The organism is Pseudomonas sp. OE 28.3 (assembly GCF_014268205.2).
In the GTDB taxonomy this organism is placed as follows: Bacteria; Pseudomonadota; Gammaproteobacteria; order Pseudomonadales; family Pseudomonadaceae; genus Aquipseudomonas; species Aquipseudomonas edaphica.
Genome location: NZ_CP077082.1, coordinates 959,460 through 983,396 on the forward strand (window position 1 = coordinate 959,460; position 23,937 = coordinate 983,396).

The 23,937-nt window shown below is 60.9% G+C and carries 22 protein-coding genes; 10 read left to right on the forward strand and 12 right to left on the reverse strand.

The window, feature by feature from the left end; all coding sequences use genetic code 11:
- Positions 1-8: 8 nt before the first annotated feature.
- Entirely contained in the window at positions 9-935 is a 927-nt protein-coding gene (gene cpaB / locus HU759_RS04130) for a Flp pilus assembly protein CpaB (protein ID WP_099488030.1), read from the reverse strand.
- Positions 936-1,266: 331 nt separating this feature from the next.
- On the opposite strand from cpaB, the gene HU759_RS04135 reads away from it, so the two are divergent.
- Positions 1,267-1,461: a Flp family type IVb pilin gene (locus HU759_RS04135; RefSeq protein WP_017136716.1), complete on the forward strand. Its 195-nt coding sequence runs from the start codon at positions 1,267-1,269 to the stop codon at positions 1,459-1,461.
- Positions 1,462-1,521: 60 nt separating this feature from the next.
- The gene (locus HU759_RS04140; protein ID WP_017136715.1) at positions 1,522-1,929 is read left to right on the forward strand and encodes a response regulator; all 408 of its coding nucleotides are present in this window, start codon (positions 1,522-1,524) and stop codon (positions 1,927-1,929) included.
- A 946-nt stretch (positions 1,930-2,875) separates the two neighbouring features.
- On the opposite strand, the gene HU759_RS04145 is transcribed toward HU759_RS04140, so the two are convergent.
- From HU759_RS04145 to HU759_RS04165, 4 genes are all read right to left on the reverse strand, one after another.
- Positions 2,876-4,558 carry a ShlB/FhaC/HecB family hemolysin secretion/activation protein gene (locus tag HU759_RS04145; RefSeq protein ID WP_170040927.1) on the reverse strand — a complete coding sequence of 561 codons (1,683 nt, stop codon included), beginning with the start codon at positions 4,556-4,558 and terminating at the stop codon, positions 2,876-2,878.
- Between the two features lie 183 nt (positions 4,559-4,741).
- The gene (locus HU759_RS04150) at positions 4,742-6,529 is read right to left on the reverse strand and encodes a collagen-like triple helix repeat-containing protein (RefSeq protein WP_225933024.1); all 1,788 of its coding nucleotides are present in this window, start codon (positions 6,527-6,529) and stop codon (positions 4,742-4,744) included.
- Positions 6,530-6,831: 302 nt separating this feature from the next.
- Entirely contained in the window at positions 6,832-7,680 is an 849-nt protein-coding gene (locus HU759_RS04160; protein ID WP_186618416.1) for a MaoC/PaaZ C-terminal domain-containing protein, read from the reverse strand.
- A gap of 2 nt (positions 7,681-7,682) precedes the next feature.
- Positions 7,683-9,026, reverse strand: coding sequence for a 3-oxoacyl-ACP reductase (locus tag HU759_RS04165; RefSeq protein WP_186618417.1), 1,344 nt, complete (start codon positions 9,024-9,026; stop codon positions 7,683-7,685).
- A 114-nt stretch (positions 9,027-9,140) separates the two neighbouring features.
- Here HU759_RS04165 and HU759_RS04170 point away from each other — a divergent pair, with 114 nt between their 5' ends.
- Together HU759_RS04170 and HU759_RS04175 are read left to right on the forward strand one after the other, a co-directional pair.
- Positions 9,141-10,418: an acetyl-CoA C-acetyltransferase gene (locus HU759_RS04170; protein WP_170040929.1), complete on the forward strand. Its 1,278-nt coding sequence runs from the start codon at positions 9,141-9,143 to the stop codon at positions 10,416-10,418.
- A gap of 134 nt (positions 10,419-10,552) precedes the next feature.
- Positions 10,553-11,449, forward strand: coding sequence for a PA4780 family RIO1-like protein kinase (locus HU759_RS04175; protein ID WP_017134705.1), 897 nt, complete (start codon positions 10,553-10,555; stop codon positions 11,447-11,449).
- A gap of 247 nt (positions 11,450-11,696) precedes the next feature.
- On the opposite strand, the gene cueR is transcribed toward HU759_RS04175, so the two are convergent.
- The 3 genes from cueR to HU759_RS04190 form a co-directional block, all read right to left on the reverse strand.
- On the reverse strand, positions 11,697-12,098 hold the full coding sequence (cueR, locus tag HU759_RS04180) for a Cu(I)-responsive transcriptional regulator (protein ID WP_138451223.1): 402 nt from the start codon (positions 12,096-12,098) through the stop codon (positions 11,697-11,699).
- Entirely contained in the window at positions 12,095-14,311 is a 2,217-nt protein-coding gene (locus HU759_RS04185; protein WP_170040930.1) for a heavy metal translocating P-type ATPase, read from the reverse strand. Before HU759_RS04185 ends, cueR begins: the two co-directional genes overlap by 4 nt.
- 65 nt (positions 14,312-14,376) lie before the next feature.
- A complete protein-coding gene (locus HU759_RS04190; protein ID WP_017134708.1) occupies positions 14,377-14,757 on the reverse strand; it encodes a hypothetical protein in 381 nt (126 codons plus the stop codon).
- A 147-nt stretch (positions 14,758-14,904) separates the two neighbouring features.
- Here HU759_RS04190 and HU759_RS04195 point away from each other — a divergent pair, with 147 nt between their 5' ends.
- Entirely contained in the window at positions 14,905-15,102 is a 198-nt protein-coding gene (locus HU759_RS04195; RefSeq protein ID WP_017134709.1) for a cation transporter, read from the forward strand.
- A gap of 87 nt (positions 15,103-15,189) precedes the next feature.
- Entirely contained in the window at positions 15,190-16,383 is a 1,194-nt protein-coding gene (locus tag HU759_RS04200) for a multidrug effflux MFS transporter (protein ID WP_017134710.1), read from the forward strand.
- A gap of 8 nt (positions 16,384-16,391) precedes the next feature.
- On the opposite strand, the gene HU759_RS04205 is transcribed toward HU759_RS04200, so the two are convergent.
- The 3 genes from HU759_RS04205 to HU759_RS04215 form a co-directional block, all read right to left on the reverse strand.
- Positions 16,392-16,574, reverse strand: coding sequence for a hypothetical protein (locus tag HU759_RS04205; RefSeq protein WP_017134711.1), 183 nt, complete (start codon positions 16,572-16,574; stop codon positions 16,392-16,394).
- Between the two features lie 145 nt (positions 16,575-16,719).
- Positions 16,720-17,733, reverse strand: coding sequence for a zinc-binding alcohol dehydrogenase family protein (locus tag HU759_RS04210; RefSeq protein ID WP_017134712.1), 1,014 nt, complete (start codon positions 17,731-17,733; stop codon positions 16,720-16,722).
- 158 nt (positions 17,734-17,891) lie between these two features.
- Entirely contained in the window at positions 17,892-18,185 is a 294-nt protein-coding gene (locus HU759_RS04215; RefSeq protein ID WP_017134713.1) for a putative quinol monooxygenase, read from the reverse strand.
- Positions 18,186-18,303: 118 nt separating this feature from the next.
- Between HU759_RS04215 and HU759_RS04220 the strand changes: the two genes are divergently transcribed.
- From HU759_RS04220 to HU759_RS04230, 3 genes are all read left to right on the forward strand, one after another.
- Positions 18,304-19,218 carry a LysR family transcriptional regulator gene (locus HU759_RS04220; RefSeq protein WP_170040931.1) on the forward strand — a complete coding sequence of 305 codons (915 nt, stop codon included), beginning with the start codon at positions 18,304-18,306 and terminating at the stop codon, positions 19,216-19,218.
- A 148-nt stretch (positions 19,219-19,366) separates the two neighbouring features.
- Positions 19,367-20,053: a helix-turn-helix transcriptional regulator gene (locus HU759_RS04225; RefSeq protein WP_099550554.1), complete on the forward strand. Its 687-nt coding sequence runs from the start codon at positions 19,367-19,369 to the stop codon at positions 20,051-20,053.
- A gap of 103 nt (positions 20,054-20,156) precedes the next feature.
- Positions 20,157-21,533, forward strand: a complete 1,377-nt coding sequence (locus tag HU759_RS04230) for an MFS transporter (protein WP_026013501.1) — start codon at positions 20,157-20,159, stop codon at positions 21,531-21,533.
- 60 nt (positions 21,534-21,593) lie between these two features.
- Here the strand turns inward: HU759_RS04230 and HU759_RS04235 are convergent, their stop codons facing one another.
- Positions 21,594-22,547 (reverse strand): adenosine deaminase, encoded by a 954-nt coding sequence (locus HU759_RS04235; protein WP_017134717.1) that lies wholly within the window; start codon positions 22,545-22,547, stop codon positions 21,594-21,596.
- A 194-nt stretch (positions 22,548-22,741) separates the two neighbouring features.
- Here HU759_RS04235 and HU759_RS04240 point away from each other — a divergent pair, with 194 nt between their 5' ends.
- Complete coding sequence (locus HU759_RS04240; RefSeq protein ID WP_056860419.1) at positions 22,742-23,833, forward strand: calcium:proton antiporter; 1,092 nt, start codon at positions 22,742-22,744, stop codon at positions 23,831-23,833.
- The last annotated feature ends 104 nt before the right edge of the window (positions 23,834-23,937 follow it).

The following is a 23,937-nucleotide window of genomic DNA, read 5'->3' on the forward strand; positions in this document are numbered from 1 at the left end:
ATCCTTGTTCAGTCGGGTGTTTGTTGGGTTGCTTGATTACCGCGTATCACCTCAACACCGGTGCGGCGCGCGGGGCCACCCTGGGCGACTTTTTTGGGCGCCTGGACGAAGGCCAGTTGGGTGAATTGGTAGAGGTCGCGGTTAGCGCTTTGCAGCTTGCCCGGTGCATCGCTCTCACCGGCCCAGTAGTGGCTCAGCAAGCGTTCATCGGCGCTGCGCACCGCCAGGCGCAAGGTGCCGGCCTGGGTCGCCAGCATCAGTTGGCTCAGCAGTTGTTCGGGCACCGCCAGCACCACGGTGCGCGACGGCGCATGGCGTTGGGCTTTTTCTTCGGCGGTCATTGCTGGTGGTGAAGCGGGAACGCCGTCGTTGGTCAGGCCCATTTGATCGCCGACACTGAGCAGGCGCATGGCAGGGATCACCACTTGAGCGGATTGTTCGACGTTGGCGACGTCCTGGCGCAGGTACAGCAACACGTCCACATAGTCGCCTGGGCTCAGTTGGCCGGCAGCGCCAATCACTTCATCGACGGCAACCGCGAGGGCGCGTTCGTTGGGGCGGATCATGCGGGCCAGTGGGCCACCGGGGCTGAAGCTCTCATCGTTGAGCCAGGTGCCGGCCTGCAAGGCGCGCCATGGTGTGCGGCCGATGGCCTGGTCAACACTGGTCATACTGCCCGCTGGCGCTGTGCGCAGTTTTTCGATGCTCAGGTCTGCGGCGGTCAGGGCAATAAAGGGCGGTACATCGTGGGCCAGTACCACCACCGATTGGCGGGTCTGGTCCTCGACCACGGCGACGGCTTTTTCTACCGGTGCGGTGGGCGGCGGTGGCGGCGCCGGGGCAGGTTCGCGGCTGAGCACCAACCCCCAATAACCGGCAAACAGCGCACCGACCAAGAGCACACCGGCAAGTACCATGCTGAGACGCGTGTTCATGACGGCTCTCCTTTTCCTGTTGCACCAAAACCTGTCGATCCCAACAGGCTAATTCCGCAACTCGGCTGCTATGAACAGTAACTAACTATTTCGCTATTTGAAGGTAGTTCAGCTAGGACAAAATGCCATTACTGACAGAAATATTTCTTCGTGGCGCGCCTCGATAGCCTTGAAAACAAGGGATTCAGGCGCCAGCAAAACGACCACTACTTTGTGATTAATCAGTTCTTACAGTTGTGAGGGTGGGGTTTGTTGACAATGCTCAGGTGGCACATGGCAATTACTGTGCAGCACCGAGCTAGGGCGTCTGGTCGCCCATAGGAGTAGTACGATGATCCTCGAACTGTTGATTAAACTCCATGTTCAACTTCAGCTACTTTTTCATCGCAAAGAGGGCGCGACCGCGATTGAGTACCTCATTCTCGTGGCGATTGTAGCATTGGTGATACTGGCAGCCGGGACGACGCTGGGGCCTCAGATTACGGCCTTCTTTGCCAGAATTCAGGCGGCGATCACCGCGTTGTGAGTTTGGGACGGCCTGCTGTTGATTTCAGATGGTTTTGAGTGGTGACATCAGGTAGTGCCCATGAATGCTGCAGCTGTACCTTTCCGTCAACAAATCCTGTTGGTGGACGACGAAGAAGATGCCCTCGTAGAACTGGCGGAGTCGCTGGAGAACGAGGGCTTCGTTTGTTTTACCGCCAGCTCTGTGACTTACGCATTGCAGGAACTGACGCTGAATCCTGACATTGCCCTGGTTATCACTGACCTGCGTATGCCAGAGGAGAGTGGGATATCGTTGATCAAGCGCTTGCGTGAGCACACGGATCGTCAGCATTTGCCGGTGATTGTGATGTCTGGGCATGCGGAGATGGATGATGTGAGTGACATGCTGCGGTTGCAGGTGTTGGATTTGTTTCGCAAGCCCATTTATCTGGTGCGCTTGATTGATACGCTTAACAGTCTTTTTCCTTTGCGCAAGTCTCGGTTGTAGCGGGGGTTGTTGAGTACATATCCGTTGCTGCGGTAACGGCGGCCTATGGTTCCGCTCTTACAGCGGGTCACTTTTGGCAAACGCCCCAAAAGTAACCAAAAGGTCTGTGCCCCACCACTCGGCACCTCGCTTAGGCTCGGTGTGCCCTCACTCCGGCTTGAATCCGTGGGCCGCCGCGATGGGCCATCCTTGGCCCAGCGCGGCTAACCCGGCGTCCTGCCGGGTTACCCACGGATTCAAGCCTGCGTTCGGCCATCGTGGTTAACGGGGCGCCTCAGATCAAAAGCAAGATCAAAAGCAGAGCACGGCGGCCTGAAAGCCGACCTGAGTGGTTGAAGCAAAAGCCAGATCAAGTGCAAAGCCAAAGCCTATCTACTTGATACAACTCGGTCTGAATGTGGGAGCGCATGCAGTTTTGAATATGAGGTCGGCTGCGGATTTGCATACACTGAAGAGCTGCTTTTCTGTGGGAGCTGGCTTGCCTGCGATGCAGACACCTCGGTACATCAGGCACACCGAGTTGATGCCATCGCAGGCAAGCCAGCTCCCACATTAGACCGAGTATGGATTTGCTGTTGCTCCGGCTCTTACATCCTTTTCGCTGGCGAAGTCAGCGGTCTTTTGATCTGCGCTTTTGATCGTGATCTTGATCTGAAATCGCCCCGTCAAACACGATGGCCGGAATCTGACAGGGATTTGGGGGGTAAACCGGCAGGGATGCCGGTTTAGCCGCGCTGGGCCAAGGATGGCCCATCGCGGCGGCCCCCCAAATCACTGTCGGATTGCGGGCATGCCGAGCCTAAGCGAGGCACCGAGTGTTGGGGCGAAGACCTTTTGCTTACTTTTGGGTCTTTCCAAAAGTGAGCCGCTGTAAGAGCGGAACCATAAGCAGCCATCACCCAAATAACGGATATGTACTCCGCAGCCCCGCAGCCTCCCACAAACCTCACAACTGATAACTGAAACTCAAGGTATACCGCGGCCGCCGGTTAAAGCTGTCCAGGGCGATGTCCGACATCGGCTTGGCCGCTTCCAGGGCGATGTTGTAGTACTTGTTGTCGCCGAAGCGCAGGCCCACGGCCGCCGAGGACATGTCGTTGCCTTTGACCGGCAGTTCGTTGAACCAGGTCTTGGCGCGGTCAAGCACCACATACGGTTGCAGAATCTTCACCCAGTCGCCAGCGCGGTTGAAGCTGTAGTTGACCTCATACGCCACGCCCCAGCCCTTGTCGCCCGAAGCTTGATCATCGGGGTAGCCACGGCCGAAGTTCTGCCCGCCAAAGGTGGCGCGCTCGCTGTCGGGCAAGGTGGCGTCGCTCCAGTAGAACGCACCCGAAAGCACGCCTTGCCAGTTGTCGAAGAGCTTGTCGCTCTGCACACCGGAAAGGCGCAGGCGGAAGAAGTCCAGATCAGGTTTAGCCGTGCCCAGGTCGCTGTGGGCTCTGGCACCCAGGCCGTTGATGCCTTGGTACAGGCCGGCGCTGAGGATGCGCAACTGGCGGGTGTCGGACTTGCGCCAGTCACCCTCGAACGCAAGGGCGCGCAGGTCGCTTTCGATGTCGAAACGGTTGGGGTAGCCCACGAGTTGATAGCGCGTGGTCTGGTCTACCGCATACAGGCGTGTGGCCAGGGTCAGCGACTCATTGGGTGAGGCAATCAGCGGGTGGCTGAGGCCAATGGTGTAGCGGTCGATCGACTGGTGCGGCTTGAGCTCGAAGCCGCCGTCCAGCTGGATATTGCTTTTGGGGTCGGCGCGATAACGCTCGGCGCCCAGTATCAACTGGCTGCCCTCGGCATTGATGAATTGGCTGTAGCCCACGCGGTAGTAATGTTCTTTGTCGTCACCCGGCGGGAACAGGCCGCTGACGTAAAGCTGCTCGCCCATGGACGTCTGGGAATTGCTGGTGGCGGTGAGCAACGCTTGGGTGCCGTTACGGTTGTTATCGACCAGGCTCATGCTGGTGGTAAAGGGTTTGCGCGAGGCTTCGATCTTCATGTGCGTGGCGCCATCGGTGGTGCCCGGCGGCGGCACTTGCGCCTGCAGGGTCACGCCGGGAATACGCCCCATCAGCGTGGTATAGCGCTCGAACGTCTTGCGCGTGAGCGGGCGCTCGGCCAGCAGTTTGTTAGCCAGCTTGTCGACGTAGGCCGAGACTGAGCCGATGTCGCCGCTTTGCTCGTAATCCTTGATGTAACCCTCCACTAATACCACGCGCACCAGGCCGTTTTCGAAGCTCTGTTGCGGCAGGAACGCGTAGGACAACAGGTAGCCGTCCTGCTGGTAGCGACGCGTGATCGTGCGGGTGGCTTCGATCAGTTGCGCGAGGTTGGTCTCACGGCCAATCAGGGGCGCATAGGCCTTGGCTGTTTCGTCCAGCGGGTAGATCGTACCGCCCTCGATCTGCAGCTTGCGGATGGTGACTTTGGTGTCCATCAGCAACGGCTGGTTCTGGGTGGCAGGCGCTTGCGGCAACTGGGTCTGGGGTGTGGTCGGCCGATAAGCGTCGGCGGGCAGGTTGGGCACCGGCAAGTTGCGGATGGTGTCGTTGCTGTTGAGGAAGCTGGGAAGGGTCTCGGCCTGAACGTAAGCACTGAGGGTGAGCAATAACAACGGCGTCAACACGCGCATAGGACACTCCATGGTCAAACTGCAGCAGCGTTTCGGGCCCGCCGGGTTCTGGGACGCGGTTCGGGAGGGCCAGGTTTTTTAGATAAGACCGGCCCATAAAAAAGACGAGAGACTTATAAGGGTCTCTCGTCTCAACCAAGCGTAGGCGCTGTAGGGGAGGCCGTCTAATCGGCCAGGTGCAATTTATTTTTTGCCGGTAAGGCCGTTCAGCAAACCGCCCAGACCGCCGCTTGTACCCGTGGTTGTAGTGCCACTGCCCGATGTGCTGGCGCCGGTGCCGCCGGTGAGGCCGCCGAGCAAGCCGCCGCTACTGCCACTGGTGCCACCGGTGACCAAACCACCTACCGAGCCTACGGTGTTGCCGACTGCGGTGACGGTGGTACCTACCGCGTTGGTGACTGGGTTGGCATTGGCTGCGGTCAGGTTAGTGCCGATACCGCTCACTGCACCGCCGACTTGTGTCACCAGTCCGTTGACCGGAGCGCCGAGGCCGGTAGTGGTGCCGACGTTTTGGGTCAGGCTGGTTACACCGGACGTTACTGGGTTAAGCGCCGCGCCCACCTTAGTGGCCAGGCCTGCCACCGGCGCCGTGGCGGCGGTGTTGGCGACGCCCGTGCCACCGAGAACGGTGCCGAGCGAGGCGACCGTGTTGCCCAATGCGCCACCGGTGACACCTGCTGCACTCACAGTGCCGTTGGTGTTGCCGGCGTTCAGGCCGCTACCCACGTTGGCCACCAGGCCACCGACCAGTTCAGGCAGGCCGGGCGCTGCTGCGCCACTGGCTGGAGCGACATAGCCGCCGGATTTATCGAGTGTGCCGCCTACGCCCGTCAGAGCGCTGCCGACGATGGTGGTAACAGGGTTGCCGGTGCCGCCAGCACTGGCGACTTGGGTGCCCAGGCCGGTGACGGTGCTGCCGACTTTATCCAGCAGACCATTCACAGGGGTGCCCAGGCCGGTTGCCTTGCCGAGGTTGCCGGTAGTGTTTTCCACCAGCGACACCACAGGCACCAGTACTTTGCCGCCCACTGTGTTAGTTAACGAGCCCAATGGGCCAGTGGTGCTGGCAGTGCTGACGGTATCGCCGAGCATGGTGACGGCTTGACCGACTTTGTCCACTACACCACCTACCGCTCCACCGACGCCACCGGTCAAACCGCCCACTACGGGTACGCCGCCGAGGGTGGTCGAGAGCGATTTCCCAGTGGTCGACAGGCCGGTGCCCAGATCGGCAACGCCATTACCTACACCTGCGACCGTGATGCCCAGGGAGTTGCTGTTAGTGCCCAGCGAACCAAGACCGTTGGTGACGCCAGTGCCGATGCTGGTGACTGCAGTGCCGGTCGCCGTAACCAGGCCGCCTGCTGTTGTGCCGACGATAGGCACATTGTTCAAGGTCGAACCGAGGTCACCGACCGCTGCGCCTACGTTACCGACAGTGCCGCCCAGGGTGCCGGCAATCTGGCCGGTAACCAGAGGTGTAGTGGTTGAACCTGTGCCACCGCCGGTTCCGCCACCAGTGCCACCGCCAGTGCCGCCGCCTGTGCCGCCACCTGTGCCACCGCCGGTTCCGCCACCAGTGCCACCGCCAGTGCCACCACCAGTGCCACCGCCAGTGCCACCACCGGTGCCGCCACCTGTGCCACCGCCGGTTCCGCCACCAGTGCCGCCACCGGTTCCACCACCTGTGCCGCCGCCAGTGCCACCGCCGGTTCCGCCACCTGTGCCGCCGCCAGTGCCACCACCGGTACCGCCATCTGTACCGCCGCCAGTGCCACCACCGGTTCCGCCACCTGTACCACCGCCAGTACCACCACCAGCGCCGCTACCTGCACCTGCATCAGGAGAAGATGCCGCCACACTGCTGTGATGCCCGCCACCACCGCTGCTGCAGCCACCGAGGCTCATCGCCATGACCAGGGCCAGCGCGGTACTTGCTTTCCAAAGCACTACTTGAGTTTGAGTTTTCATGATTGAGTTTCCTTGCACCTGTACAACCTGGGTTGTTTTCAAACGCTCGCTATTTCTAGGGATAGCGATACGTTTGTCCGTGTTGTCATCACAGACCCGGGCACTCTTTCGCGCAACGCTCAACTTGGTATTAACGATTTATATACACCGGGCTGCAGTCGGCTTAATGACTAATACGAAGGGTGTAATCGAGGGATGTATCAAGATATTTATATTTTAAAAATCATGGGCTTGAATAAACAAACGGACGCCGAGGCGTCCGCTATAACTTAGGGTGTATATATACAATTAATGTGCTTTTTTCAGGCGATGGGTTGCCACTTGCCGAGCATATGTTGAATATCGCCGGCGCCGTTCAACTGTAACTCTCCGCTCGAGCCTGCGGCGCTGCTGAGCAAAACAACTTCACTGGGCAGGCGTACCGGTTTTTTGAACTCGACGTCTATTTCTACATTGGCGGCAGGCAAGTGCTCGTGTAGCGCGGCCAATGTACGGGCGGTATTCCACAGCCCATGAGCGATAGCCTGGGGAAAGCCGAACAGCTTGGCCGTCAGCGCGCTCAGGTGGATCGGGTTGTAGTCGCCGGATACCCGCGCATATTGGCGGCCGACATCAGCGGGCGCCTTCCACCGCGCCAGTTCGCTGACATTGCCGAAGACGGACAAGGGCTCCACTTGCGCCTCGCCGTCCAGCTTCACGCCTCGGCACAGCATGCGGCTGTCGGCTTCCCACAACAGTCCCAGCGCATCCTCGACCGTGGTCACAATGTCAAAGGTCGCACCTTTGGCGTGGGGCTGCAGATTGTGCGCGTATACACCGACCAGCAGGCTATTCACGCCGCCCAATGGCCGGTGGATACGAATGCGATTGCTCAGGTGAATCAGCCCCAGCAGTGGAAAGGGGAATTTTTTGTCGGTGAGTAATTGCATCTGCAAACCGAACGCCAGGATATGCGGGTAAGTGCCCGGCAGCACCGGGCTGTCGGCAAACCCGCAGACCTTGCGATAAGCCGCGACGTCGGCCGGGTTCACGCGCACATGGCAGCGCAACCCTTCATCCGGCAAGGTGCTGCCGCTGATCTTGCGCTTGAGCGCCGCCCGCCAATACAGCGGCAACAGAAACGGGGTGCTGTCCAATGTCTGCCACTGCATAGTCACGCTCCCAGCAGGCTTTGCCCACATACGCGCAGCGCCTGGCCGCTGACGGCCCCGGAACCCGGCTGCCCGAGCCAGGCGACGGCTTCGGCCACGTCTTGCGGCAAACCACCCTGGCCCAAGGAACTCATGCGCCGCCCGGCTTCACGCAGGGCGAAGGGAATGTGCGCGGTCATCTGGGTTTCGATAAAACCCGGCGCGACCGCGTTGATGCTGATGCCACGCTCGCCCAGCAGCGGCGCCCACGCCTGTGCCAGGCCAATCAGCCCGGCCTTGCTCGCGGCGTAGTTGGTTTGCCCGCGATTACCGGCAATCCCGCTGATCGACGCCAGCAGCACCACGCGGCCGTTGTCGTGCAGGGTGCCGCTATCAAGCAGGGCTTTGGTCAGCACTTGGGGCGCGTTGAGGTTGACCGCCAGTACGGCGTCCCAATATTCCGGCGTCATGTTGGCCAGGGTTTTATCGCGGGTGATGCCGGCGTTATGCACCACGATGTCGATGCCGTCGGGCAGGTGTTCGATCAACTGTGTGGCCGCGTCTTCGGCGCAGATATCCAGCACCACGGTGCGCGCACCCAAGCGAGCGGCGAGGGCTTCGAGGTCGGCCTTGGCCTGGGGCACATCCAGCACGATCACTTCGGCACCGTCGCGCGCCAGGGTTTCGGCAATGGAGGCGCCGATACCACGCGCAGCACCCGTGACCAGCGCCTTGCGCCCGGTCAGCGGGCGCGTCCAGTCTTCAACCGGGGTGGCGCAGGCTTGCAGGCGAATGACCTGGCCAGAGATATACGCACTTTTCGGTGACAGGAAGAAACGCAGCGCGCCTTCCAGCTGATCTTCAGCGCCGTCGCCCACATACAACAGTTGCAACACGCCGCCGCTGCGCAATTCCTTGGCCAGTGAACGGCTGAAACCCTCCAGGGCACGCTGTGCGCTGGCGGCAAACGGGTCGCTGAGGCTTTCCGGCGCGCGTCCCAGAATCACCAGATGTGCGCTGTGATCGAGATTTTTCAGCAAAGGCTGAAAGAATTCGCGCAGTTGCTTGAGCTGGTCGGTGTGCTGCAAGTCGCTGGCGTCAAACACCACGGCCTTGAGCTTGGGGCCGTGGCCTGGGATCCAGGTCGATGATTCGGCGCCGTAGGTGTAAATCGCGTCGGTCAGTTTGTGCGCAAATACCTGCACCTTGGCGGCCAGCGCGCCACCGCCCAGCAGCAGAGCACCTTCCACCGGGCGCAGGCGCCCAGCTTGCCAGCGTTCCAGGCGTACCGGTGACGGCAGGCCAATGGCGGCGACCAGGCGATGGCCGAGGCTTGAGTTGGCGAAGTCGATATAACGGTCAGACATGGAACGCTCTCCGAGTGCTGGGGTTCAAACGGTGGACCATCAATAGGTGAAAGTCGTTCGATTGAGCCTAGGCTAGGCTCAGAGATTCACCCCATAACCTTCAGGGAGCTTTCCATGACTCAATTGCGCCGTGTAGCGATCATTGGCGGTAACCGCATCCCCTTCGCCCGTTCCAATGGCCCATATGCCATGGCGAGTAACCAGGCGATGCTCACCGCTGCCCTCGAAGGCCTGATCGAGCGCTACAACCTGCACGGCCTGCGCATCGGCGAGGTGGCGGCCGGTGCGGTGCTCAAGCATTCGCGCGACTTCAACCTCACCCGCGAATGCGTGCTGGGCTCGCGCCTGTCGCCGCAAACCCCGGCCTATGACATTCAGCAGGCGTGCGGCACCGGGCTGGAAGCGGCGTTGCTGGTGGCCAACAAGATTGCCCTGGGGCAGATCGAATGCGGGATTGCCGGCGGCGTCGACACTACGTCCGATGCGCCGATTGGTGTGAATGAAGGCCTGCGCAAAATCTTGTTGCAAGCCAACCGCAGCAAGTCCATGGCGGATAAATTAAAAGTCCTGTTACAACTTCGTCCCCATCACCTTAAGCCGGAGCTGCCACGCAATGGCGAGCCGCGCACCGGCCTGTCCATGGGCCAGCATTGCGAGCTGATGGCGCAGACCTGGCAGATACCGCGTGCCGAGCAGGATCAACTGGCGTTGGAAAGCCATCAGAAAATGGCCGCGTCCTACGCTGAAGGCTGGCACAACGATTTGCTTACTCCGTTTCTCGGCCTGACCCGCGACAATAACCTGCGCCCCGACCTGACCCTGGAAAAACTCGCCAACCTTAAACCGGCGTTCGAGCGCAGTGAAAAGGGCACGCTCACCGCCGGTAACTCCACGCCACTGACCGACGGCGCCTCCTTGGTGCTGCTGGGCAGTGAAGCCTGGGCCAAGGAACGTGGCTTGCCGATTCTTGCTTACTTGCGCGATGGCGAAGCGGCGGCTGTGGATTTCGTCAACGGCGCCGAAGGCCTGCTCATGGCACCGGTGTACGCAGTGCCACGCTTGCTGGCGAGAAATGGCCTGACACTCCAGGATTTTGACTACTACGAGATTCACGAAGCCTTTGCTGCCCAAGTTTTGTGCACGCTCAAGGCCTGGGAAGACCCGGAGTATTGCAGGACGCGTCTGGGGCTCGACGCGCCGCTGGGCGCCATTGATCGCAGCCGGCTCAACGTCAAAGGCAGCTCATTGGCGGCCGGCCACCCGTTTGCCGCCACAGGCGGGCGCATCGTCGCCAACCTGGCCAAATTGCTCGACGCGGCGGGCAAGGGCAGAGGGCTGATTTCGATCTGCGCCGCTGGCGGCCAGGGCGTGACGGCGATTATCGAACGCTGAATGCCGACGAAATTGGCATATTGAGTGCATTCTTCAGCGGTCAGAGGTCGGTAGCCCCTCCCACCGGCGCGCCGATTGCCGTATAACGAGTGCCATACGCGTATTTGGTAATAAAGGACCCACAATAAAAGCTGATGAAGACTCCTAAACGCATTGAACCCCTGATCGAAGACGGTCTGGTCGACGAAGTGCTGCGCCCTCTCATGAGCGGTAAAGAAGCAGCTGTTTATGTGGTGCGCTGCGGCAATGAATTGCGTTGCGCCAAGGTTTACAAGGAGGCGAATAAACGAAGTTTTCGTCAGGCATCCGAATACCAGGAAGGCCGTAAGGTTCGTAACAGCCGCCAGGCCCGGGCCATGGCCAAAGGCTCCAAGTTCGGCAAGAAAGAAACCGAAGACGCTTGGCAAAACGCCGAAGTGGCGGCGTTGTTCCGCCTCGCCGGCGCGGGCGTTCGCGTGCCTCAGCCGTTCGACTTCCTGGAAGGCGTGCTGCTGATGGAACTGGTGGCCGACGAGTACGGCGATGCAGCGCCGCGTCTTAACGACGTAACGCTGGAGCCGGACCAGGCGCGCGAATATCACGCCTTCCTGATTTCCCAGATCGTGCTGATGCTGTGTACTGGCCTGGTGCACGGTGACCTGTCCGAGTTCAACGTACTGCTCACGCCGACCGGCCCGGTGATCATCGACCTGCCCCAGGCAGTGGATGCGGCGGGCAACAACCACGCATTCAGCATGCTGGAGCGGGATGTGGGCAACATGGCTTCCTACTTCGGGCGTTTTGCCCCGGAGTTGAAGAAGACCAAGTACGCCAAGGAAATGTGGGCACTGTACGAAGCCGGCACCTTGCACCCGGCCAGCGTGTTGACCGGCGAGTTTGATGAGCCGGAAGAGCTGGCGGATGTGGGCGGTGTGATCCGCGAAATCGAAGCGGCGCGGCTGGATGAAGAGCGCAAGCAAGCGGTTCGGGCGGCGGATGATGCGCCACCGAGCAAGACTGCGGAAGAACCGCCGCCGCCTTGGATGCAGTGATCTCCCGGCAATTGGAGATCTAAAAAGTGTGGGAGCTGGCTTGTTGTGGGAGCTGGCTTGTGTGGGAGCTGGCTTGCCTGCGATGCAGACACCTCGGTATGTCAGTTAAATCGCGGTGATGCAATCGCAGGCAAGCCAGCTCCCACATAAGCCAGCTCCCACATAAGCCAGCTCCCACATAAGGCAGCCGCCACATAAGGCAGCCGCCACATAAGCCTGTTCCCATATTTGTTTTGTGCAGAGCTGATCAGGCGCAACAGCTGCCCGACGCCAACTCCTTGAGTATCGGGCAATCCGGCCGATGGTCACCCTGGCAGTGTTCCACCAGGTCCTGCAACGTGTCGCGCAATTGCCCCAGCTCCAGAATCTTCTGGTTCAGCGCCTCGATGTGCTGGCGCGCCAGGGCTTTTACGTCGGCGCTGGCCCGCTGGCGGTCTTGCCACAGGGTCAGCAGCTTGCCGACTTCTTCCAACGAAAACCCCAGATCCCGCGAGCGTTTGATAAACGCCAACGTGTGCAAGTCATCGCTGCCATACACGCGGTAGCCGCTGTCGGTGCGGTGCGCGGCTTTGAGCAGGCCGATGGATTCGTAGTAGCGAATCATCTTGGCGCTCAGCCCGCTCTGGCGGGCGGCTTGGCCTATGTTCATGGGCGCTTGTCCTCCAATTGCTCCGGTTTCCAAATGCTCGGTTTCCAGGTTTTCAACAATAACGCATTGCTCACCACGCTGACGCTGGACAAGGCCATGGCCGCACCTGCGAGCACCGGGTTGAGCAGGCCAAAGGCAGCCAGCGGAATGCCGATCAAGTTATACACAAAGGCCCAGAACAGGTTCTGGCGGATTTTTGCGTAGGTCTTGCGGCTGATCTCCAGCGCGGCCGGCACCAGGCGCGGGTCGCCACGCATCAGCGTGATCCCGGCGGCGTGCATAGCCACATCGGTACCGCCGCCCATGGCGATGCCGATATCGGCGGCGGCCAGGGCCGGGGCGTCGTTGATGCCATCGCCGACCATGGCGACGACGCCGGTCTTTTTCAGCTCGGCCACCGTCGCGGCCTTGTCGGCTGGCAGCACTTCGGCGTGTACATCATCGATGCCCAGCGCCAGGGCGACCACGCGGGCACTGCCGCGATTATCGCCGGTGAGCAAGTGGCTGCTGATGTGCTGAGCCTTGAGTTGTTCCACGGCTTCCAATGCGCCGGGCTTGAGGGTGTCGCCAAACGCAAACAGCCCCAACACGCGTGGTTGTGCGCCTTGTTCAATCAACCACGACAAGGTGCGGCCTTCGGCTTCCCAGGCGTTGGCAGACTCGGCCAGCTCACCTGCGCTCAAGCCGTTCTCTTCGAGCATGCGGCGGTTGCCCAAGGCCAGTTCACGGCCATCCAAAGTGCCAGCAATGCCGCGTCCGGTCAGCGATTGGCTGGCGCTCACGTCCGCCACGATCAGCCCTTTTTCACCACACGCATCCAGCACGGCCTTGGCCAACGGGTGCTCGCTGCCGCGTTGCAAGGCGCCAGCCTGTTGCAGCAATAAATCTTCATTGCCATCCACCGCGGCCAGGTGCGCAATTTTTGGCGCGCCGGAGGTGAGTGTGCCGGTCTTGTCGAACACCACCGCGCTGACGGCATGGGCACGTTCCAGCGCTTCGGCGTCCTTGATCAGGATGCCATAGCGCGCCGCCACGCCGGTGCCGGCCATGATGGCGGTCGGTGTGGCCAGGCCCAGGGCGCATGGGCAAGCAATCACCAGCACCGCGACGGCATTGATGATCGCGGTTTCCAGTGAAGCGCCGTACAACCACCACCCCACCAGCGTAACCAAGGCCAGCACCAGCACGGTCGGCACAAAGACCTGGCTGACTTTATCCACCAGTTTCTGGATCGGTGCCTTGGCAGACTGGGCGTCTTCCACCAGACGGATGATTCGCGCCAGCACACTTTCTGCACCCAGCGCCTGGGTGCGTACCAGCAAGCGGCCTTCGCCATTAATGGCGCCGCCGGTGATCTTGTCGCCCGGCTGTTTCGGCACCGGCAGGCTCTCGCCGCTGATCAAGGCCTCGTCGGCATGGCTTTGGCCGTCCACCACTTCGCCGTCCACCGGGAAGCGCTCGCCGGGTTTGACCAGCACCAGGTCGTCGAGCTTCAGCGCAGTGATGGCGACGTCTTCTTCACGGCCTTCAAACACGCGAATCGCGCGTTCCGGGCGCAGGGCTTCGAGGACACGGATGGCGCTGGCGGTCTGGCGCTTGGCGCGGCTTTCGAGGTATTTGCCCAGCAACACCAGGGCGATCACCACGGCCGAGGCTTCGAAATACAGGTGCGGCATAGTGCCCACGGGCGCGGTGAGCCATTCATAAATGCTCAGGCCATAACCGGCGCTGGTGCCGATGGCCACCAGCAGGTCCATATTGCCAGCACCGGCGCGCACGGCTTTCCAGGCGGCTATATAGAAGCGTGCGCCAAAGATGAATTGCACGGGAGTGGCCAGCGCGAATTGCACCCAGGCCGGGAGCATCCAATGCAGGCCGAACGGCTCCACCAGCATCGGCAGCACCAATGGCAGCGCCAACGCGATGGCCAACAACAACGACCAGCGCTCGTGGTGCAGACGCTGGGCCTGTTTAGCGTCGGTGACGGTCTCGCTTTGCGGCAGGGTGGCGGTGTAGCCGGCCTTGTCGACGGCGGCGATCAGCACGCCGGGGTCCATCTGGCCGAGTACTTCGACGTGGGCACGTTCGTTGGCCAGGTTGACGCTGACGCTTTGCACCCCCGGCACCTTGCCCAGCGCGCGCTCGACACGCCCGGCACAGCTGGCGCAGGTCATGCCGCTGATGGGCAGGTCAAAGGTGGTGGATCCATTCATGGGGCAGTCCTCCAGAGAAGTTGCCCCTAGCATCAACCTTGACCTGCGGGGAAGGTCAAGCGCCTTTAATACTCCAGTGCGGCGGGTTTAAGGTACATACCGTCCGGGCCTTGGGCGATACGCAGTTTGCGTATGTCTCCGGCCTTCAACGTGATGTTCTGCGCAGGCGGTGCGAGCATGCCCGGCAGGCAACCTGGCGATTGACCCGGCAGCAGCTTGAGGCGCAGCGACACATTGCCCGCCGGCAAGTTGAACGAGGTGGCCTGTTCCTGGAACAGGCGCCCGGCCAACTGGTCCTGGATATACAGGCCGATTTCGCAATTGGTCGGCACTTCCAGGCGCTCGCGGGAAATGATCAACACCGCATAGTCCTGGTCCGCGTACGCCATGGGCGCAGCGGCGGACAAGCTCAACAGGCCGATAAGGCTAAAAAACGACCAGCGCATGGCGAATGCTCCGTGGTTCAAATCCAAGATGCATGAAGCTTGGCCGAGGCAACGCTGGAATACCAGCCCGGTCGCAATTTTGAGCGCTTGACCTTGCCATCGTGGCAAGGTCGAGACTGGCGCCAACCTCATCAAAGGAGTCATGTCATGCAAGTATTCAGTGTTGAAGGAATGACCTGCGGCCATTGTGTTCGGGCGGTCACTCAAGCAGTACACAGCCAGGACCCGGCGGCGAGCGTCAACGTCAACCTGGCCGCCAAGGAAGTCGGGGTTGAAAGCCGGCTGTCCGACGAGCAAGTCATCGCGCTGATCACCGAAGAAGGCTACAGCGCCAAGCTCGCGTAAAATTTCCGATAGTTAGCGAGCTATCGTAATGTTCATCACACCCAAGCGCGGCTAGACTGTCGGGCTGCCGACTCACTTGGGTGTCTGATGAACCTCCGCATAATCCTGATTCTGGGCGCCTTGAGCGCCTTCGCGCCGTTGGCGATCGATTTTTACCTGCCGGGCTTTCCGGCGATGGCCACCGCTTTTGCCACCGACGAAAAACACATCCAGCTGACCCTCGCCGTGTATTTCGGCGGCCTGGCCATCGGCCAATTGATCTACGGGCCGCTGGCGGATCGCTTTGGCCGGCGCGTGCCGCTGCTCAGTGGCGTGACCCTGTTTACCCTGGCGTCCTTCGCCTGCGCCTACGCGCCGTCCCTGGACTGGTTGATCGGCGCGCGTTTTGTGCAAGCCCTTGGCGGCTGCGCGGGCATGGTGATTTCGCGGGCGGTGGTCAGCGACAAATGTGATGCCGTGGGCTCGGCCAAAGTCTATTCGCAGCTGATGCTGGTGACCGGCCTGGCGCCGATCCTCGCGCCGTTGGCGGGTGGGGTGATGGTCGGCCTGTGGGGCTGGCAGTCGATTTTCCTCGCGTTGTCGATTTTCAGCGTGATGGCGGCCATCGCCGTGGCGGTCGGGTTGCCGGAAACCTTGCCGGCCGATAAGCCGCGTCAACCGCTGTCCGGCTCGCTGAGCCGCTATGTCAGCCTGTTGTCGGACCGGGTTTATCTGGGCTACGCCCTCACCGGTGGTATCTCGATTGCCGGGATGTTTGCCTACATCGCCGGTTCCCCGTTCGTCTTTATCAAACTCTATGGCGTGCCCGCCGAGCATTACGGCTGGGTATTTGGCTCCAATGCCGCCGGCTTTATCCTGGTAGCGCAGCTTAATGCGCGGTTGCTGGCCAAGCGTGGCCCGGCGTTTCTGCTGTCGCGCACCGTGTGGGTCTACGTGGCGGCGGCGTTGACGCTGTTGGCCATTGCCGCGCTGCGTACCGAGGCTTTATGGCCGTTACTGGTGCCGCTGTTTATCTGCATCGCCAGCCTGGGCTGCATTTTGCCCAACACCTCGGCGTGTGCCATGGCCGGGCAGGGCGCACGGGCCGGCAGCGCCTCGGCATTGCTCGGTTGCATTCAGTTTGGTGTGGCGGCAGGCGCGGCGTCCTTGGTCGGCGTGTTGCACGACGGCACGGCGATGCCGATGGCGATGGTCATCAGCTTGTGCGGTGTATTGGCGGTGACGATTGCGGTGTCGACCCAGCGCCTGCAACGGGCGAGGGCCGCGCAGGCGCAGGTCTGAGGTGCTAATCAGCCGGCGGCGGAGCGTTGCTGGCTGAGGGGAATGCGGTGGGGCGCCTGGATGCGGGCTTGCAGGGTGTCGGCAAAGGCGCGGGCCTCGGCCTCACTGCGGAAGGTGAAGGCGTCACCGTCGAGGCTGACCTGCCATTTGTTGCCTGGGGATTTTGCTAACGCTCTTATCAGGATCTTCATTGCTGACTTCCTCACGTAAAAGAATCGTGGCAAAGGCGGCCAATATAAACCTGAATGCGTTCGCAAATATGACAAAGATCAACTCTCTGACTAGCGGTGTCGTCCATTACTCACATGAATAATGGACGACTCTGACAGCTACTTGTTAGAACCCTTCCAATACGATCTTGCCCTTGGCCTTGCCGCTTTCCAGCAGCGCATGGGCGCGGCGCAGGTTGGCTGCGTTGATCACGCCGAAGTGCTCGCCCACCGTGGTTTTCAAGGTGCCGGCGTCGATCAGTTCGGCCACGCGGTTGAGCAGATTGTGCTGTTCGATCATGTCCGGCGTCTCGAACATCGAGCGTGTGTACATGAACTCCCAGTGCAGTGACAGGCTCTTGCGCTTGAGTTTGCTCACATCCAGCACCTTGGGGTCGTCGATCAACGCCAGCTTGCCTTGCGGCTGCAGGGCTTCGACCAGTTCGTCCAAGTGATGGTCGGTCTGGGTCAGGCTGGCGACGTGGGTTACCTGCGCCTGGCCGGCATTTTTCAACGCCTCGCTCAGTGGCTGGCTGTGATCGATCACCACATCGGCGCCGAGCGCCTTGGCCCATTCCTGGGTTTCCGGGCGTGAGGCGGTGCCGATAACGTTCAATGCGGTGAGCTGCTTGGCCAACTGGGTCAGGATCGAACCCACACCGCCGGCAGCGCCGACGATCAGCAGGCTCTGGCCTTCATCTTCTTTACCTTCACGCACTTGCAGGCGCTCGAACAGCAGCTCCCAGGCGGTGATGGCGGTGAGTGGCAGTGCGGCGGCTTCGGCAAAACCCAGGCTCTTGGGCATATGGCCGACGATGCGTTCATCCACGGTGTGCAGTTCGCTGTTGCCGCCTGGGCGCACCAGGGAACCGGCGTAGAACACCTTGTCGCCCGCCTTGAACAGCGTCACTTCGCTGCCGACCGCCTTGACCACACCGGCCACGTCCCAACCCAGTACCTTGGCCGCGCCGTTTTCCGGGGCGACGTTCTGGCGCACTTTGGTGTCCACCGGGTTGACCGAGATGGCTTTGACTTCCACCAGCAGGTCACGCGGGCCGGCGACCGGCTCCGGCAATTGGATGTCTTGCAGGGATTTTTCGTCGCTGATCGGCAGTGAGGCGTAGTAGGCAATGGCTTTCATATTGGCTCCGAGTAAAGAAGGTGGTCGAGAGTCAGGCTAAATGTGGCGAGGGAGCTTGCTCCCGCTGGGCTGCGAAGCAGCCCCAAAACCTGTCGGTAAGCGCTTCGCACTCCAGCGCAAGCAAGCGTACTCGCCACAAAAACTTGCTGATGGGGTGATCAGGCAAGAAATTGCAGGCGCTTGAGTTCGAAATGTTCGAGCACATCCGCAGCCTTGGCGCGGAAGCTTTGGATATGCGCGCTCTGGTCGTGATCGGCCAGCGCCGCGTCGTCGCTCCAGCGTTCGAGCATGTAGAAGGTTTCCGGGTGTTGCAGGTCCTGGTGCAGGTCGTACTGCTCGCAACCGGCTTCCAGGCGAGTCGGTTCCAACAGGCCGCGCAGCAGGGTTTCCAACTTGGCCTGCTGGCCGGGTTTGGCGATCAGCGTGGCGATGACGTTAAAGGCAGCGGACATATTCAACTCCAGACACGTGGTGAACGGGATGGACAGATGATTAGCTATTTTCAGCACAGATAAAAGCGGCTAAAACAGCAGTCTGTTTCAATAGAATTTTGATAATAGGCGAGGGTACATGCTGCGTTTTGATGATTTGCAGTTGTTTGTGCGGGCGGCGGACCTCGGCAGTTTGTCGGCCGCTGCACGCATCATGGACCTCTCGCCTGCCGTGGCGAGCGCGGCGCTCAAGCGTATCGAACAGCAACTGGGCACGCGCTTGCTGGCGCGCTCCACCCGCAGTTTGCGCCTGACTGCCGAAGGCGAGGGGTTTTTGGAATATGCCCGCGCCGCGTTGAGTTCGCTGGACGAAGGGCGGCGCTTATTGGCCAGCGGCCAGGACCATGTCAGCGGTGTGCTGCAACTGTCGGCGCCGTCGGATTTCGGGCGCAACCAGTTACTGCCGTGGCTGGATGAGTTTCAGCTTGAATACCCGCAATTGAACATCCGCCTGCGGCTGGGCGACCGCATTGCCGACCTGTTCCGCCAGCCGGTGGATATCGCCCTGCGCTACGGCGAGCCTGAAGATTCCAGCCTGGTCGCGCTGCCCATCGCCCCGGACAACATTCGCGTGCTGTGCGCCGCACCCAGCTACCTGGCACGGCATGGCGAGCCCCGGCATCTTGAGCAGTTGGCGCAGCACAATTGCCTGTTGTACATGCTGGGCAGCCGTGTCCACGACCACTGGGGTTTTTACGACGGCAAGCGCGAGGTCGGCCTGACGGTAAGCGGTGATCGCTTCAGTGACGACGCCGATGTGGTGCGCCGCTGGGCGGTGGCGGGTGTCGGCATTGCCTACAAGTCGTGGCTGGATGTGAGCACCGACGTGCTCGCGGGGCGTTTGCGCCTGGTGTTGCCGGAGCTACGCGGCGAGCGCACGCCGCTCAACCTGCTGTGCGCCCACCGTGCTCAGTTGAGTAAACCCATTAACCTGCTGCGGGAAATGCTCGTGTCCCGTTGTGCGGCTTTGACCGCGCAAAGGCCGGGGCGATAGAGCGTTAGGCAATAGCCTCCACCAAAGCCAGAAATTTCACTCAGAGCCTGTCCCCATTCGCGCTGTCGGACGCCGCGGAATGGGCGGTTTGCGCCCCTATACTTTGGTTCCAACCGCAGCAGACAAATGATTTACAAGGAGTGAATACATGGAAGAAGCACCTTGCATCAGTCAGATCGCCAGCTTGCTCGCTGAGCCCAAGCGCACCGCCATGCTCTGGTCACTGATGGACGGTTCGGCGAAAACCGCAGACGAACTGGCTATGCTCGCCGGGCTGTCCGCCGCGTCGGCCAATGCGCATCTTGCGCGCCTTATCGGCAGCGGTTTGCTGCGCAGCGAGGCCAAGCGCGGCAAGCGCCTGTTTCGCATGGCCGCCGTGGATGTCTGTGCGGCCGTCGACGCATTGGCCTGTACCACCTTGGCCTGTGCCGCACGCAACGCTCCGCAGGTTTCCCCGCGAGTATCCCTGGCGCCGCCGCCGTTGCGGCGCGCGCGTTTGTGCCAGGGGCATCTGGGCGGTGAACTGGCAGCGGGGCTTTATCAGCGCATGCTGGAGGCCGGCTGGATCGACCGCTACGAACAGCGTACCGACGTGACCGTCACCGGCGCGCAGCATTTCGCGACCCTGGGCATCTTTATCCAGGCACTGTCTGCGCCGTTGGCCTGCGACTGTTTTGACTGGAGCCAGCAGCAGCCGCACCTGGGGGGGGCATTGGGGGCCGGGTTGTTGCAGTTGTTTTTGCAGTGCGGCTGGATCAACGCGGTCAACGAGTCGCGTGCCTTGCTGGTGACCGACCTGGGGCTTGCGGAAATCAACCGTCTGGCCACGGCGTAGGTGCGTGCGTCGTTCAGAGTTTCAGTCAGGTCGTATCCAGCAATAATCGGGTAAAACGATGCCGCACACTCGCCTTGGGGATTTTTCACTCGGGGGGTATGGCATGGGTATGCAAGGCTATAGCGCAGCGGAACGGCTGGAACGGTTGCCCATCAGCGGTTACCACCGAATCATTTTCATCATCATCGCCTTGGCGTTTTTTTTCGACTCCATGGACCTGGCGATGATGACCTTCCTGTTGGGCTCGATAAAAACCGAGTTCGGCCTGAGCACGGCCCAGGCCGGGTTACTCGCCAGTTCGAGTTTTTTCGGCATGGTGGTCGGTGCGTCCTTGTCCGGCATGTTGGCTGACCGTTTCGGGCGCAAGCCGGTGTTTCAGTGGAGCATCGTGTTGTGGGGCGTCGCCAGTTACCTGTGCTCCACGGCGCAGACGGTGGAAACGCTGACGCTGTTTCGCATCCTGCTGGGGATCGGCATGGGTATGGAATTCCCGATTGCGCAGTCGATGCTCTCGGAGCTGATTCCCGCCAAGGGCCGTGGGCGATATATCGCCTTGATGGATGGCTTCTGGCCGCTGGGGTTTGTGGCGGCGGGTGTGCTGTCCTACTTTTTGCTGCCGGTGATTGGCTGGCGCGACATCTTCCTGGTGTTGGCGGTACCGGCGGTGTTTGTGCTGGCGATTCGTTTTTTTATCCCGGAATCGCCACGCTGGCTGGAACAGGCCGGGCGGCATGCAGCGGCGGACAAGGTGTTGCTCGGCATTGAGCAGAAGGTCCGCGACTCGCTGGGGCGTACGGACTTGCCGGAGCCGATTGCCTTGCCGCGGGTTGAGAGCGTGCCGGGCACGTTTTTCTCGGCGTTCCAGCAGTTGTGGTCGGCGCAGTATCGCCAACGCACGATGATGATCTGGAGCGTGTGGTTTTTTGCCTTGCTGGGTTTCTACGGGCTGACCTCCTGGCTGAGTGCGCTGTTGCAGCAGTCGGGTTTTGCCGTGACGCAATCGGTGTATTACACGGTGATCATTTCCCTGGGCGGGATACCGGGCTTCTTGATGGCGGCCTGGCTGGTGGAACGTTGGGGCCGTAAACCGGTGTGTGTGGTGACATTGCTGGGCGGCGGGGTGATGGCGTTTCTGTATGGGCAGAGCGCGGTGTTTGGCGGCAACGTGGGGCTGCTGATTACCTCGGGGTTGTTGATGCAGTTCTTTCTGTTTGGCATGTGGGCGGTGCTGTACACCTACACGCCGGAGCTGTATCCCACTTCGGCGCGGGCCACCGGTTCCGGGTTTGCCTCGGCGATTGGCCGGGTCGGGTCATTGCTGGGGCCGTTGGTAACCGGGCTGGTGTTTCCGATAACCGGGCAGGGTGGGGTGTTTGCCTTGGGGGCGCTGTGTTTTGCGGTGGCGGCGCTGGTGGTGTGGGTGTTTGGGATGGAGACCAAGGGCAAGACCCTGGAAGAACTGACCCAATCTCAAGGCTGATGAGGTCAATGTGGGAGCTGGCAAGCCAGCTCCCACATTATTTGAACTGCGTTTATGCAGTTATGGCTTCACGAGCCGCGCATCCAGGCTGTTCTGCGCCAGGCGTTTGGCCTGGTCCTGGGTCATGCCCAGGGAGGTGTACAGCGCGTGGAAGTTCTCGGTGACATAGCCGCCGAAGTACGCCGGGTCATCCGAGTTCACCGTCACCTTCACGCCACGCTCAAGCATGTCGAGGATGTTGTGCTGGGCCATGTCGTCGAACACACAGAGCTTGGTGTTGGACAGTGGGCACACGGTCAGCGGGATCTGCTCGTCGATGATGCGCTGCATCAAGCGTTCGTCTTCGATGGCGCGTACGCCATGGTCGATACGCTGGATTTTCAGCAGGTCGATGGCCTCCCAGATGTACTCGGGCGGGCCTTCTTCGCCGGCGTGGGCCACGGTAAGGAAGCCTTCATGGCGGGCACGGTCGAACACGCGCTGGAACTTGCTCGGTGGGTGACCCATTTCCGAGCTGTCCAGGCCGACGGCCACAAACGCGTCACGGAACGGCAGCGCCTGGTCGAGGGTTTTCTCGGCTTCGGCTTCGCTCAGGTGGCGCAGGAAGCTCAGGATCAAACCGCTGGTGATACCCAGTTGCTGCTCGCCATCTTTGAGCGCAGCGGCGATGCCGTTGAGCACCACTTCGAATGGCACGCCACGGTCGGTGTGGGTCTGCGGGTCGAAGAACGGTTCGGTGTGGATCACGTTCTGTTCTTTGCAGCGCAGCAGGTAGGCCCAGGTCAGGTCATAGAAATCCTGGGACGTGCGCAGCACATCGGCGCCTTTGTAATACAGGTCGAGAAACTCTTGCAGGTTGTTGAAGGCGTAGGCCTTGCGCAGGGTTTCGACGTCATTCCACGGCAGTGCAATCTTGTTGCGTTCGGCCAGGGCAAACAGCAACTCAGGCTCCAGCGAGCCTTCCAGGTGCAGGTGCAATTCAGCCTTGGGCAGGGCGTTGAGCCAATCGTACATGTTCTAAATTCTCATCAGGTGCAATGGCGGCATTCTACAGGCCATGGCTGAAATAGTCGGCAAAACCTGACCAGCAGGAGAGTATTGGTTTTATTCGCGCAAGGGCCATCTGAACTAAGGTGTAACGAAACGTTAGCGACGTGGTGCAGTCTGTACCCCATCAATGACTGATTTGCTGCACAAAAAGGCCCGGAATGCTCACATCCCTCAAGCAAGAAAAATTCATGTGGCTGGCGTTGATCGCCGCCATCGCCGCCTACCCGTTGGAGCACTGGATGCTGCACAGCGGGCAGATGATCGCCCTGCTGGGCGGCTTGGCGCTCATCGCTTTTATTGTCATGGCGTCGATGCGCGTCGCCCACCACGCCGAGCAACTGGCGGAAAAGGTCGGTGACCCTTACGGCACCATGATCCTCACCCTCGCCGCCGTGCTGGTGGAAGTGGTGATCCTGGCGATCATGATGAGCAACGAGCCCTCGCCGACTTTGGTACGTGACACGATCTATTCGGCGGTGATGCTCGATATCAACGGCATCCTTGGCCTGGCCGCGCTGATGGGCGGCATCAAGCATGGTGAACAGTCCTACAACGATGACTCGGCACGCAGTTACAGCGTGATGATCCTCACCGCCATGGGCGTATCGATGGTGGTGCCGGAGTTTATTCCCGAGGCTGACTGGAAAATTTACTCGGCCTTCACCATCGGCGCGATGGTGTTGCTCTACACCCTGTTCCTGCGCATGCAGGTCGGGCCACACAGTTACTTCTTCAGCTATAGCTACCCGGAAAAACGCCGAAAAAAGCAGCCGGAAGAACAGCAGGAGCCGCCGATCAACCTGGCGTTTTCCATCGGTACGTTGGTGTTTGGCGTGATTGTGATTGGCGCATTGGCCGAGGTGATGTCCAAGACCCTCGACCTGGGCCTGGAAGGTACGGGCGCACCGCCGGTGATTACCGCGATTGTGGTGGCGGCGATTTCGGCCGCGCCGGAAATTCTGACGGCATTGCGTGCAGCCTTGGCTAACCGCATGCAGTCGGTGGTCAACATCGCACTGGGTGCATCGTTGTCGACGGTGATTTTGACGGTGCCGGTGATGGAAGCCATGGCGCTCTACACCGGCCAGCCGTTCCAGATGGCGATGACCCCGGTGCAGACCGTGATGGTGTTGATCACACTGGTGGTGAGTGCGATCAACCTCAATGATGGCGAAACCAATGCCATCGAAGGGATGACGCACTTTGTGTTGTTTGCGACCTTTATCATGTTGTCGTTGCTTGGGGTGTAACCGGCCCTCAAGCACACCCTAAATCCCATGTGGGAGTCGGGCTTGCCCGCGATGGCATTAACTCGGTATGGCTGAAAGACCGAGGTGCCTGCATCGCAGGCAAG